We start from the raw sequence: 13129 nt of genomic DNA on the forward strand, positions 1-13129 counted from the left end.
ATCCTCTTATTCCTTTTATTGGTATATCTTGAAAGGGTCGTAAGGTAATTTCTTTACTTGGTGATCATATCCCAATAAATTCTCCTTCGAGGAACAGTAAAAAATTAGTTTATATTTGACTTAAAATAGTTCTTATAAGATAAACGAGAGGTTTAAATAAATGAACATGATGTACTTAACAATTGAACTTGTAGTTGGATTTTTTTTCCTATTTATTATCGTGATGTTTGTAGGGAAAAAAATCATTAATCAGATTTCTCCTTTTACTTTTATCGCGGCTATTGTTTTAGGAGAATTATTAGGAAATGCTTTATACGATGATAAGATAGGTGTATTTTCTATTGTTTATTCGATGACCATTTGGGGAGGATTACTTTTTTTGATTGAATATCTAAGTCAAAAATCCCTTACATTCAGGGGAGTCGTGGAAGGTAAACCCTCTGTACTAGTTAAAAATGGAATTGTAGACCGGGAAGAATTAAGGAAAAATAAGATGAATATTAACCAGTTGCAAAGTTTACTCCGTCAGAGTGAAACTTTCTCACTTCGTGAGGTTGCCTTTTGTTATTTAGAGGCTAATGGTTCCATTAGTATTTTAAAAAAATCAAAGTATCAAAAAACAACTCAGGAAGATTTTAATATGACTTCAAAAGCAGTTTCAGTACCAGTGACTATAATAAGAGACGGTGAAGTTTTATGGGATGAAGTAATTGATTTGGGATTTAATGAATCTTGGTTAAAATCACAATTACATACTCACAATATTACTGACTACAAAGATGTTTTTATAGCTGAATGGCTTGAAGGAGACGGCCTATTTATACAGCCTGAGACTTTCTAAACGTATATTTAAAACATATTAAGCAACTGATATCAAATAGCAGGTGAATTCTTAACTGCCTGTCTTCAATAATCAAAAGTGGTTTATGGCAAATAGAATAAAGATATTTTAAGATCTACTGTAAGTTGATTTCATATTTAGATATTGCAAAAAAGAGTTGTTTAACATCTTTTCGTTAAGGGGCATAGAAAGATATAAACATCCCAGAAATCAATTAACTTAGCTGTTGCATTTTGCTTCTTAACAATACTCAGAACAATTCGCATAGTTGTCCCATCTGGTATATAGATTGGATCATTTAAAAGTTTTTCAATGTGATGGTTAGGAAGTTTACAACCATTTTGTAACCATTGATTATCAAGATTGTTTTCTTTGATCCATTTTGGTACTGCGATGTTAAAAACTTTGGAATGCTGCATGGAGTAAATTGACACATAGCATCCACAGTTTCTTAAATTAGTTTGATTTTATCTCTGAAATATGTATAAGTTTTACCATGTATTGTCCTTCTTTTACTTCCATATAACCGCTTTTATAGATATGTAGTATTTCGTGTACTTTACCTTGAAATGTTATTTTATCTCCTACCGAAACCATTTTGTACCTCCTGCAGCTTTTATATCATTATTATCCAGCTTAAATTCGGAATACTCAATAAATAACCACCGGCATGGAATTACTAATTTAAAAAAAGCCACACCCATTAATGAAAGTAGCCTTAAACGAAATAATTGCTTCAAAAAAAGAACATTCATCCATTGAATGGTTCAGTATTTCATGAATCTTCACGCAGGAAAAGCAAAGAAAATTTGCCTATAAGACAATATTAGACCCATCAAAAGAATGAAATTCCTAACGAAAAGAAAAACATAATGCTGCCGCACTGATAGTAATTAGAACAATAAATATCTGGTCAGGAACATGTGCAGCTGATGACAAAGTGTTAGGAGAAAGGATGGATAGAATAAACATTTGATCTTTATATTGATGTATTGAATCGGAGAAAATGAGTCATTAAATCAAGGTGAAAGTTGAAAAAATGTCATACATGAATTAATTACAAAAGCAAATTAGAGGAAAAAAGAGAAATTTCTTGTTAAGGTTAAATTGATAAAGAATTAGGAGGTAAGGATAAGTATGACTACATTAATTGAAGATATTAAAGCTTATAAAGAAGCATTTAAACAAAAGGCTCCTGAGGAAAAGCAGAAGTTAATGGCGCAAGCAACAAAAGAATTAGAAGATTCAGGAGTTGCACAGGGACTAAAAGAGGGAGATAAAGTACCGGATTTTAAACTTCTTGACGCAACAGGAAAAACGGTGTCCATTACTGAAGAGCTTTCGAAAGGACCGGTGATTCTGACATTTTATCGAGGTGGCTGGTGCCCTTACTGCAACCTTGAATTAAAAGCCTATCAAAGAGAATTAGATTCCATCAAAGACTCTGGTGCAACATTAATAGCCATTAGTCCTGAGACACCGGATGCATCTTTATCCACAAAGGAAAAAAATGAGCTTGAATTCATTGTTCTTAGTGATGAAGGCAATAAAGTTGCTGAAAGATTTAATTTGATATTTAAAATGCCAGATTATTTAATTGAAATATATAAGGACGCTGGATTAGACGTTGCAGGTCATAATGGAAATAATGATTGGGAACTTCCAAAACCAGCTACATTTGTAATCGATCAGTCAGGTAAAATCGTGTTTGCAGAAGTCGATTCTGACTATACAAAACGTGTAGAGCCAACTAAAGTAATTGAAATTTTAAATAACATTTAACATAATTTTCTACGGAGCATATACATTATTTCTTTTTTGAAAGCTTTTTTGTCGACAGCACGACAGGCTGATCAGACAGGGGGAAAATCTATCTGTGATTCTGTATGTGTCGCTTTAATATTAAATGGACAGATAACAACAGTCTGTAAGTCATTCGCCTACATTCCATATGTTCCTGTACCATTTGCGGTTAGGCGCCACACCGAACGAGCCGAAAGCCTGAAGGTCAGAAGATGAAGAGATAAAAGAATAATAGGCAACAAGGTAAGCAGCCATTCATGGCTGCTTTTTTTGTGCTTTTCCCTTTTGAATCCGAATCGTAAAACAGCCCAAGCCGGCTACATCTCCATCCGGCAGGTACCCGAACCTTTCCTGATGGAGAAGAAGATGGCGAGGCAACAGGTCAAGAGGCACAAAACTTTTTTAAAGACGCGCCTGCAGCATAAAAAACTTTTGTGCTCAAACCAATGTTTTATCAGCCTAAGTGAGTTCATTAATATCATAATCTTTATGTGTTTACTTAGAAATTTCCCTTTATCAGTGACATACAAATATACGTTCTTGGCATTCACAGCTTCTTTTTTCTGTATAATCAAACCTCGGGGACGTTTTAAGTCTTTCAGGAGGAATATAGGGTGATAGGGGTGCCGTAGGCGGTACCACTATTGCAAAATAGGGTAGATGCGATCTTTTAAGAATTTTACAATACACGAACCAATTTTATAGTGAATAGAAGCCTGAATATTATGTTATCTTTAAGGTGAATCAAAAGAAAGAGAAGTGATTAGATGTCAGAGAAGTTTGAATTGAAAATAGAGTTAGAAGGAATATTAAATGCATCAAATGAAAATATTGTCGTGACAGATGGACAAGGAATCGTTTTAAGAGCAATTAAAAATAGTGAAGAGATATACGGTGAAGTTTCATCAACTTTGGTAGGGAAGTCGGTTTTTGAACTGGAAAAGAAAAATATCTTTTATCCATCTGTTACTGCCAGAGTATTAAATGAAAAAAAGGAAGTTCAAGTAATGCAAAAAACGGCAACAGGAAAGGTAATCATGGCTACTGGTACCCCCATTTTTGATGATGAAAAAAACATTGTTAGAGTCATTAGCTTTTCTCATGATATAACAGAAATCCAAAAGTTGAAAGAGGACTATGAACAGTTACGGTCAAAAATGAGATTTTACGAATCGGAAATTGAAGAACTGCGAGAAAAGGAAAGGGAGATTAAGGACGTAGTCATAAAAAGCAAAGCTATGCAGAAAGTTTGGGAACTTATAAAGCGAGTGTCTAAAAGTGATGCAACAGTTGTTCTTCTGGGGGAATCTGGAGTTGGAAAAACCGTCTTTGCTAGGGCTTTACATAATGGAAGTGAGAGAAAAAAAGAACCATTTATTGAAGTCAATTGTGGAGCTATACCAGCAAGTTTATTTGAGTCTGAAATGTTCGGATATGAAGCTGGTGCTTTTACAGGAGCAAACCCTAAAGGGAAAATAGGAATGATAGAATTGTCGCATAGGGGAACATTGTTTCTTGATGAAGTTGGGGAACTGCCTCTTGAAATTCAAGTTAAGCTATTAAAAGTCTTACAAGAAAAAAATGTAACCAAAATTGGTGGGGGAAGTACCAAAAAAGTAGATTTCCGATTAGTGGCCGCTACTAATCAAGACTTGGAAAGCATGGTGAGACAGGGAAAGTTCCGGGAAGATCTTTTCTATAGGTTAAATGTGGTTCCGATCAACATTCCACCTTTAAGGAAGAGGAAAGAGGACAGTCATCAACTAATGGAATATTTTTTATCAAAGTTTAACGAAAAGTATCAAACAAATAAATTTTTTCATTCATCTACAATTGATGCATGTTTAGAATATGAATGGCCTGGAAATGTCAGAGAGCTTGAGAATCTTATTGAACGGCTAGTAATCACTTCAGTTACTAATACAATCTATGCTGAAAATCTTCCATTTGTATACAAATTTAAGCAGCGTAATGATAAGGAATTGGAGTGGGCTGCTCTAAATACTTTTAAGGATCAAGGATTGACATTGCAAGAGGCTATAGAAGAGGTAGAAAAAAACTGGCTGGTGAATGCTTCCCGTCAATCAAAAACAACTTATGAAATGGCTAAATCTCTTGGATTAAGTCAAGCTACAGTGGTTCGTCGTTTGAAAAAATACAATATCGATTCAAAATGAATTAATAATTCATTTTGAATCGATATTATTACTTTTTGATTCGTTTTGAATTAATAAAATAATGAATTTATTAATTCTAACAGCATATAAAAGTTGGCACATAACTTGCTTATATATTTACGAAGTGATCTTAAAGGAAGGGGACCATGTTTCAACTTCTTTAAATTACATGATCCAAATGATGATATTTAGTGTATTTTAAAGAATCAAAGGAATAAAAAAATTGATGTAATAAACTTCATGATAGTTCAATGAACAAAGTCGTAATTGAACTAGACACTTATATTTTCAACTTTATAATCGCCCCTCTTTATACTTTTTCGAAATTGGTACTTTACCCTTTTTTAGATTAAGTCGTAACTATCATATCGATAAAAATTAAATACTAGATATTTTGTTTTTATAAAAAAATGAAAGCGCTTTATATACAATATGAAGGTTTAGTTTTTTTCTTGTTAATTTATTTCCAATTTTGGTCTTTAAAAAGTACTTGGGAATTAATTAGCTACCTTCTAAGGAAAGATTTAATTCTGTATGTTTAGATTCCCCAGAGAAATTTAGATTTCAAAAATGGGTTTAGTAATCAATGGATTCTCATGATAAAAATTCATTCCAGCAAAACGTGAACATGGTTTCTCCTTTATTTATTTCATAAAACGAAAGGTGTTGCATCTTAATGATTAAAGATATGACTTTAATGCAAGAATTAGCGGAATTGGATAAAAAGCATTTTTTCCATCCTACTTCTCCTATTAAGCAACAGCAAGAGCAAGGACCAGATTTTATTTTTACTGAAGGAAAAGGAATTCATCTTCATGATGTGAGTGGGAGGAGGGTGATCGATGGTATGTCTTCTCTTTGGAATGTGAATGTTGGTCATGGGAGAGAAGATATTGGCAGAGTGGCGATGGAACAAATGTCAAAATTAGCTTTTAGTTCTTCTTTTGCCACTTTTAGTAATGAGCCGGCTATTAGACTAGCGGCTAAACTCGCTCAAATCGCTCCAGGAGACCTAAGTGCAACTTTCTTCACTTCAGGTGGTTCAGAGGCTAATGATACGGCTTATAAACTTACTCGTCATTATTGGATCTTAAAAGGACAACCTAGTCGGAAAAAGATCATTTCAAGAGCTAAATCGTATCATGGAGTAGCGATGGGAGCGACTAGTGCGACCGGTCTAAAGCCTTTTAGAGATTTTACTAATTCATTATCGCCGGATTTCTGCTATGCGGGAAACTTTTCATCTCAGTCACTGCGTGACGTTATAAAAGCAGAGGGTCCTGAAACGATTGCCGCTTTTATCGCGGAGCCTGTACAAGGGGCAGGAGGTGTTCATGTAGCTCCGGCAAACTATTTTAAAGAAGTCCGAAAAATATGTGATGAGTATGGGATTTTATTTATAACTGATGAAGTAATTACCGGATTTGGCCGAACAGGAAAATATTTTGGCATCGAACACTACGGAGTAGTACCTGATATGATGTGCTTTGCCAAAGGAGTTACCAGCGGCTATGCTCAGCTAGGCGGCGTTATGCTAACAGAAGAAATTTATCAAGAGTTCATTGAACTTTCGACTGGTACACTCTTGCATGGTTATACCTATAGTGGACACCCTATGGCCTGTGCTGTTGCATTAAAAAATCTTGAATTTATTGAACAGGAAAATCTAATTGAGAACGCAGAAAAAATGGGATTAGAAATGCTGAAAGGTTTTAAATGGCTGCAAAATGAAAGGAGCATTGTTGGTGAGGTAAGAGGGCTTGGTTTAATGGGGGGTATTGAAATTGTAAAAAATCAAAATACACAGGAAAGGTTTACAACACCTGTAGCTCCTATGATTGTTTCAGAAGCTGCAAAGCGCGGACTTATTTGCAGATCAGTCACTTTTGATGGTCAAGATACTCTTGTGTTCTCACCTCCATTAATTATAAATAAAACAGAAATTGACCAAATGATTGAGATTATTCATGATTCTATTCATGCCCTTGAGTAGGAGTCGTTTCTAGTACACGGGCTCCCTTCAGTGTCTCAAGCACCATTTGGTGGATTTAAACAGAGTGGACTAGGCCGTGAAGGTGGACACTATGGAATTGAAGAGTATTTTGGAAGTTAAATATATTTCAATTAAATTATAATAAAAGTCAGAATAATAGATTTCTATAATTATTATCTCATCGAGAGCTGCAAGGATTTCGTTTGTAATTATTTTTTTATGATTTTACAAGTTCAAATTAAAATAAGAAGGGAGAATATTTATGAGACATTTAGCGTTAGATCCACATTACTCACCTTATCCATCAAAACGAAATGTTGTATATGCAAAAAATGGAATGGTCGCCACTTCTCAACCTTTAGCTGCACAAGCAGGGCTAGATATTTTAAAAAAAGGGGGAAATGCGATTGATGCTGCCATTGCAACTGCTGCTTGTCTTACGGTGGTAGAACCTACTTCAAATGGAATTGGAGGAGATGCATTTGCTCTTGTTTGGACAAAGGGGAAATTACATGGGTTAAATTCAAGCGGACCAGCACCTATGAGTATTTCGATTGAGAAAGTGAAGGAATCTGGACATGAAAAAATGCCACAGTACGGATGGATACCTGTGACCGTCCCAGGCGCTCCTGCTGCATGGGTAGAATTATCAAAGCGCTTCGGACAGTTACCACTTTTAGAAGTGTTGAAACCGGCGATTGAGTATGCAACAAACGGCTTTCCTATCTCCCCTACTCTTGGAAGAGTCTGGAAAAAGACATACGAAGAATTCAAATCTGAATTTACAGGTAAGGAATTCTCAGCTTGGTTTGAAACATTTGCGCCTAAAGGCAGAGCACCAGAAGTAGGTGAATTATGGTCTTCTCTTGATCACGCTGACACATTAGAAGAAATCGCAAGAACAGAAGGTGAAAGCTTTTACAGAGGGGCGATTGCAGAACAGATCGCGGAATCTTCTGCGTCTTACGGAGGCTATCTAACAAAAGAGGATTTAGCAATGTTTAAACCGGAATGGGTTGCTCCTATTAAGGTAAATTATCGCGGTTATGATGTTTGGGAAATCCCTCCAAACGGACAAGGCATTATAGCTCTTATGACTTTAAATATACTACAAGGATTTGAATTTAAATCCAAAGATTCAACAGACACATACCACAAACAAATTGAAGCGATGAAACTTGCGTATGCTTGCGGTAAACAATACATTACAGACCCTAAGTATATGGGAGTAACTGTTGAGGAGTTATTAGGAACTTCATACGGACAACAGCGTCAAGCGCTAATTGGAAGTCAAGCATGTACACCAGCTCCAGGCACACCACCACGAGGAGGAACAGTGTATCTCGCAACAGCAGACGGAGAGGGTAATATGGTTTCGTTTATACAAAGTAATTATAAAGGGTTCGGTTCAGGGATTGTCGTACCAGGAACTGGTATTGCCTTACAAAACCGCGGCTATGATTTTGTCCTTGATTCGAGTCACTACAATTGTCTTGAGGGTGGTAAGAAAACATTCCATACGATCATTCCTGGATTTTTAACAAAAGATAATAACCCTGTTGGTCCATTTGGTGTGATGGGTGGCTATATGCAGCCTCAAGGACATGTCCAAGTCATTATGAATACCATCGATTTCCATTTACATCCACAAGCTGCTTTAGATGCACCTAGATGGCAGTGGATAACTGAGAAAACAGTGCAGGTGGAAAAGGCATTCCCTTCGCACATTGCCGAAGAATTAGTTAGGAAAGGTCATAACATAAGTGTTGCCGTTGATTCAGATGCGTTTGGTCGCGGTCAAATTATATGGAGGAATCTTGAAACGGGAGTACTGATGGGGGGCACGGAATCAAGAACAGATGGTGCCATTGCCAGTTGGTAATAAACGGTAGAGGAATGATTCTATGAAACAATTAGACATTTTTATTGCATTTTTTCGCAGTAGCATGCTTGGGTATGGTGGTGGTCCTACTACGATTCCCCTTGTTCAAAAAGAAGTTGTAGAAAGATTTAAGTGGATGAACAACGAGGAATTCGGAGATATATTAGCAATTGGAAACACCTTGCCCGGGCCAATTGCCACAAAAATGGCGGGGTATATTGGATATCGTATTGGAGGCATAGGTGGCATGCTAAATGCTATTATTGCCACCATCCTGCCTACTGTTGTTTTAATGATTATATTACTTAGCACATTAACAGCTTTCAAAGATTTAAAATGGGTTCAAGGTATGACCAAAGCTGTCGTGCCGGTTGTAGCAGTTATGCTGGGCGTTTTGACTTGGGATTTTGTGAAAAGTTCTGTTAAAGGATTAGGGTGGCCTTTAACTATATCCCACATTATAGGGGGATTACTCCTAATAGAATACTTTAATATTCATCCTGGAATTGTCATCGCAGTGCTTTTATTCACTGCTGTATTAAAACCGGCTAATCCTGCTCAAAAAATGGAAAAAAGCAAGGGAATGCAAGCATGATGATCTATTTGTATATATTTTGGGTATTTTTCATTACTAATATTTTGGGATATGGCGGTGGACCTGCGACCATTCCGCTCATTCAACAAGAAGTAGTAGAACAGTTTAAATGGATGACTACTCAAGAATTTAATGAAGCCTTAGCAATGGGAAATGCCTTGCCTGGACCGATCGCTCCAAAGATGGCAGGATATATTGGATTTCAAGAAGGTGGATACCTTGGAGCATTCTTAGCAGTATTTGCAACAGTTGCACCATCTCTATTACTAATGATCGCTCTTATGGGCATCTTATACAAATATCGAACTTCTCCCCAAGCCAAACGAATGACTCTTTACGTAAAACCAACGATAGCTGTGCTGCTAGGGGTGATGGCTGTTCAATCTTTTAATGGATCCTACTTTGAAATAAGCATGGGGCATATCTTATTCCTCGGAATAGGCAGTTACCTGCTAATGGAAAAGATGAAAGTGCACCCTGGCTTAGTCGTTTTAGCTTCACTTATATATGGTGCAATCAATCTGTAGATAAGACAAACCACTATCGAACAATAAATGTGAAGTATCAAATAGAAGGAGGACGAGCAATTGGGCGGTATATTACAGGAAAAACATGTTGAGATGGAAGTAACTAAACCCTCAGGATTCTTATCAAGAGTAGGACCGGGATTAATTACTGCAGCTACAGGAGTTGGGGCAGGTGATCTTATTGCAGCTCTTGTAGCTGGAGCTGCATTTGGAACGACATTCATATGGGCAATTGTATTAGGAGCGATTTTTAAATACTTCCTTAATGAAAGCATGGGACGTTGGCAACTAGCTACTGGGAAAACAATTTTAGAAGGTTGGCATTCTCTCGGCCGATGGGTAACAGGTTACTTCGGCGTTTATTCAGTAATCTTCGGGTTTGTATATGGTGCAGCCATAGCTTCTTCCTGTGCACTAGCTATGAGGGCAATGTTCCCGATCCTACCTTTTTGGGCTTGGGCGATGATTCATTCAATTCTTGGATTTGTCCTAGTTTTACTCGGGCGGTATGCTTTTTTTGAACGTGTAATGACTGTATTAGTTGGCGTTATGTTCGTAACGGTTGTAGGTACAGCGTTAATAACTACACCGAATTTGACAGATATATTTGTCGGTTTAGTGCCTAGGGTTCCAGAGGGTTCCTTATTCAATGTTCTCGGCTTAATAGGAGGGGTTGGTGGAACTATTGCAATGGTGTCTTATGGCTATTGGTTAAAAGAGAAAGGGTGGAACGGGAAGTCTTGGATTCCCTTTATGCGATTCGACTCTAAGGTAGGTTATTTTATGACTGCTATCTTTTCCTTATCTGTTCTAGTTATAGGCGCCGAATTTTTATATGGGACAGGAATTAAACTCACAGGAGAACAAGGTCTCATTCAGTTATCTGACTTACTAGGTGCAGAATATGGAGAAGTAACACGATGGCTATTTTTAATTGGGTTTTGGTCTGCTTCTTTTACATCTCTATTAGGTCCGTGGAATGGTTTACCCTACCTATTTGCTGATTTTGTTCGTACTACTTCAAAGAAAAACAAGAAATCATTTGTAGCATTAGAAAAAACGAAAGCATACCGTTTCTATCTCTTCTTACTTACATTTCCTTCTATGATTCTACTTTTTGTAGGAGAACCTATAAGTCTCATTATTTTGTATGGAGTACTTGGAGCTGCTTTTATGCCATTTCTTGTTATTACATTATTCGTTTTATTAAACTCTAAACGTATAGATAAAGAAAATAGCAATAATTGGCTTAGTAATACTGCATTTACTTTATGTTTAGTGTTATTTGTTTACTTATCCTATACACAATTATCTAGTATGTTTTAACAGTGTTTAAGGAGTTTATTCTTAGCAGCATGGCACCAATGAAAGTACAGACTTAACAAGCAAAAGTTTAATTATTATTATCTGAATGTTTTTAATGTTAAAATTATTTGGAGATTAGCAAATATTTAAAGGGAATTTCAAAAGATATCACGGGTTAACATTTTAAAGAATGTAATAGTGGAATTTTATCACCCGTAATGCTTATTCTTTGCTTTAAAGTCGACTTTAACGTTTATAGTAAAGTTCAATTCTAAAGTCAAAGGAGAATTTTATATGTCAAAAAAACGTTCACTTGTAATGATTACTGGAGCATCATCTGGTCTAGGCCTTGAGATTGCAAAGCTATTTGCAAAAGACGGTTATGATATTGCCATAACCGGTTCAAGCGACCGAATCTTTGAAGCTGCTGAGGTTATTCAAGAATATGGAGTCGAGGCGTACCCTCATAAGGCAGATGCTGCGACTTACGAAGGTGTTGAGAGCTTTTGGACATTTGTTAATGATTTAGATCGTCCTGTCGATGCTGCAATCCTCAACGTTGGAATTGGTATTGGTGGCGGTTCATTTGCCGAGACCAGCCTTGAAGATGAGATGAGACTAATTTCTATTAATATCACAGGTACAGTTCATATGGCAAAACGCGTAGTAAATCATATGGTTCCTAATGGTAGAGGAAAAATACTAATTGTCTCATCACTTTCTGCAACGACACCTACACCATATGAAACTGTATATGGCCCATCTAAAGCATTTGGTTTCTCATTCGCCGAGTCTCTTCGTGAAGAGCTTCGTGATTCAGGAGTTACAGTCACAGCTTTACTGCCTGGAGCAACAGATACGAACTTTCATGATAATGCAGGAATGGGGGATACAGAAATTGGTTCTTCTAGCAAGAATGACAAAGAACTTGTAGCTAAACAAGGTTATGATGCCCTAATGAACGATGAAGATCATGTCGTTGGTGGAGACCAAAAAACGAAGCAAGAAGCCGAAAATAACCGCACTACACCTGAAACTATCAAGGCAGCTCGACATGCAGAAAAAGCTCGTCCTTAAACCTCGATTTGATTAAGTTACTATAATAGTTAATATTTTGGTTATTGTTGGAATTTGCACCCCGAAAGTATGCGCAATGCATTCTTTTGGGTGCTCATATCATTTTAAGAACTCAGAAATTCCATAAGAAAAACCTAGATATACTTAACAAATTTAGAGGAGGTTTTAGACAGTGTCTTATATTGAAAATAAAGTAGTTGTCATTACTGGTGCATCAAGTGGTATCGGAAAAGTAACAGCTAAACACCTCGCCGAAAGAGGAGCTAAAGTAGTCATAGCTGCAAGGAGTGAAGATAAGCTACAAAAAATTGTAAGCGACATTCAATCAAATTCTGGCAAAGCTTCTTACAAAGTAACAGATGTCACTAACGAAGAAAATGTTCAAGAACTTTTAACCTTTGCAGTTGAAGAGTTTGGTCATGTGGACACACTAATTAATTGTGCAGGTCTTATGTTGTTTTCTATGTGGGATAATGCAAAAGTAGATGAGTGGAAAAAAATGATTGAAGTAAACCTAGAGGGCACACTTTATGGTATAGCATCAGTACTACCGCATATGAAAGAGCGAGGTAAAGGTCAAATTATTAATGTAGGATCTATCGCTGGACATGCAGTTGGTGAGGGCCATGGTGTGTATAGCTCTACAAAATATGCTATTAAAGCCATTACAGAAAGTTTGCGTAAAGAAATATCTGTCAAACATGGTATCCAAGTTTCAATGGTATCACCTGGTGTAATATCAACAAATTGGCAAGACGAGGTAACTGATAATGATGTACAAGACACATTAGATTACATGAAAGAAGTAGCCATTGATGTAGAGCATGTTGCAGAAGCCATAGCATTCGTGGTTAACCAGCCACCAGATGTACTAATTAATGATGTAATTGTTAGCCCTACACTCCAAGAATGGTAATTAAAAATTACTT

The 13129-nt window shown here is 36.6% G+C and carries 12 protein-coding genes and 1 pseudogene; 11 read left to right on the forward strand and 2 right to left on the reverse strand.

Annotated features, from left to right (window positions below; translation table 11 throughout):
* Positions 1–160: 160 nt before the first annotated feature.
* Positions 161–841: a DUF421 domain-containing protein gene (locus tag ABEQ24_RS16790; RefSeq protein ID WP_430007863.1), complete on the forward strand. Its 681-nt coding sequence runs from the start codon at positions 161–163 to the stop codon at positions 839–841.
* A gap of 456 nt (positions 842–1297) precedes the next feature.
* On the opposite strand, the gene ABEQ24_RS16795 is transcribed toward ABEQ24_RS16790, so the two are convergent.
* Positions 1298–1438, reverse strand: coding sequence for a hypothetical protein (locus ABEQ24_RS16795; RefSeq protein WP_430007864.1), 141 nt, complete (start codon positions 1436–1438; stop codon positions 1298–1300).
* Positions 1439–1978: 540 nt separating this feature from the next.
* Between ABEQ24_RS16795 and ABEQ24_RS16800 the strand changes: the two genes are divergently transcribed.
* Positions 1979–2623: a peroxiredoxin-like family protein gene (locus tag ABEQ24_RS16800; RefSeq protein ID WP_430007865.1), complete on the forward strand. Its 645-nt coding sequence runs from the start codon at positions 1979–1981 to the stop codon at positions 2621–2623.
* A 150-nt stretch (positions 2624–2773) separates the two neighbouring features.
* Here ABEQ24_RS16800 and ABEQ24_RS16805 read toward each other — a convergent pair whose 3' ends face one another.
* Positions 2774–2899, reverse strand: coding sequence for a hypothetical protein (locus ABEQ24_RS16805; RefSeq protein WP_430007866.1), 126 nt, complete (start codon positions 2897–2899; stop codon positions 2774–2776).
* Between the two features lie 512 nt (positions 2900–3411).
* On the opposite strand from ABEQ24_RS16805, the gene ABEQ24_RS16810 reads away from it, so the two are divergent.
* From ABEQ24_RS16810 to ABEQ24_RS16850, 9 genes and pseudogenes are all read left to right on the forward strand, one after another.
* On the forward strand, positions 3412–4821 hold the full coding sequence (locus ABEQ24_RS16810) for a sigma-54 interaction domain-containing protein (RefSeq protein ID WP_430007867.1): 1410 nt from the start codon (positions 3412–3414) through the stop codon (positions 4819–4821).
* 676 nt (positions 4822–5497) lie between these two features.
* Positions 5498–6814, forward strand: a complete 1317-nt coding sequence (locus ABEQ24_RS16815; protein WP_430007868.1) for an aspartate aminotransferase family protein — start codon at positions 5498–5500, stop codon at positions 6812–6814.
* Between the two features lie 18 nt (positions 6815–6832).
* Positions 6833–6956, forward strand: a pseudogene (locus tag ABEQ24_RS16820) (aldehyde dehydrogenase family protein); the annotation flags it as partial.
* A 120-nt stretch (positions 6957–7076) separates the two neighbouring features.
* Entirely contained in the window at positions 7077–8696 is a 1620-nt protein-coding gene (gene ggt, locus ABEQ24_RS16825; RefSeq protein ID WP_430007869.1) for a gamma-glutamyltransferase, read from the forward strand.
* 22 nt (positions 8697–8718) lie between these two features.
* Positions 8719–9291, forward strand: a complete 573-nt coding sequence (locus ABEQ24_RS16830; protein ID WP_430007870.1) for a chromate transporter — start codon at positions 8719–8721, stop codon at positions 9289–9291.
* Positions 9291–9818, forward strand: coding sequence for a chromate transporter (locus tag ABEQ24_RS16835; protein ID WP_430007961.1), 528 nt, complete (start codon positions 9291–9293; stop codon positions 9816–9818). Before ABEQ24_RS16830 ends, ABEQ24_RS16835 begins: the two co-directional genes overlap by 1 nt.
* 60 nt (positions 9819–9878) lie before the next feature.
* Positions 9879–11144 (forward strand): Nramp family divalent metal transporter, encoded by a 1266-nt coding sequence (locus ABEQ24_RS16840; RefSeq protein WP_430007871.1) that lies wholly within the window; start codon positions 9879–9881, stop codon positions 11142–11144.
* Positions 11145–11417: 273 nt separating this feature from the next.
* Positions 11418–12200, forward strand: coding sequence for an SDR family NAD(P)-dependent oxidoreductase (locus ABEQ24_RS16845; protein ID WP_430007872.1), 783 nt, complete (start codon positions 11418–11420; stop codon positions 12198–12200).
* Positions 12201–12372: 172 nt separating this feature from the next.
* Positions 12373–13116 carry an SDR family oxidoreductase gene (locus ABEQ24_RS16850; RefSeq protein WP_430007873.1) on the forward strand — a complete coding sequence of 248 codons (744 nt, stop codon included), beginning with the start codon at positions 12373–12375 and terminating at the stop codon, positions 13114–13116.
* The last annotated feature ends 13 nt before the right edge of the window (positions 13117–13129 follow it).

Origin of the sequence: Metabacillus idriensis (assembly GCF_050483325.1) — a bacterium.
Taxonomy (GTDB): Bacteria; Bacillota; Bacilli; order Bacillales; family Bacillaceae; genus Bacillus_P; species Bacillus_P idriensis_A.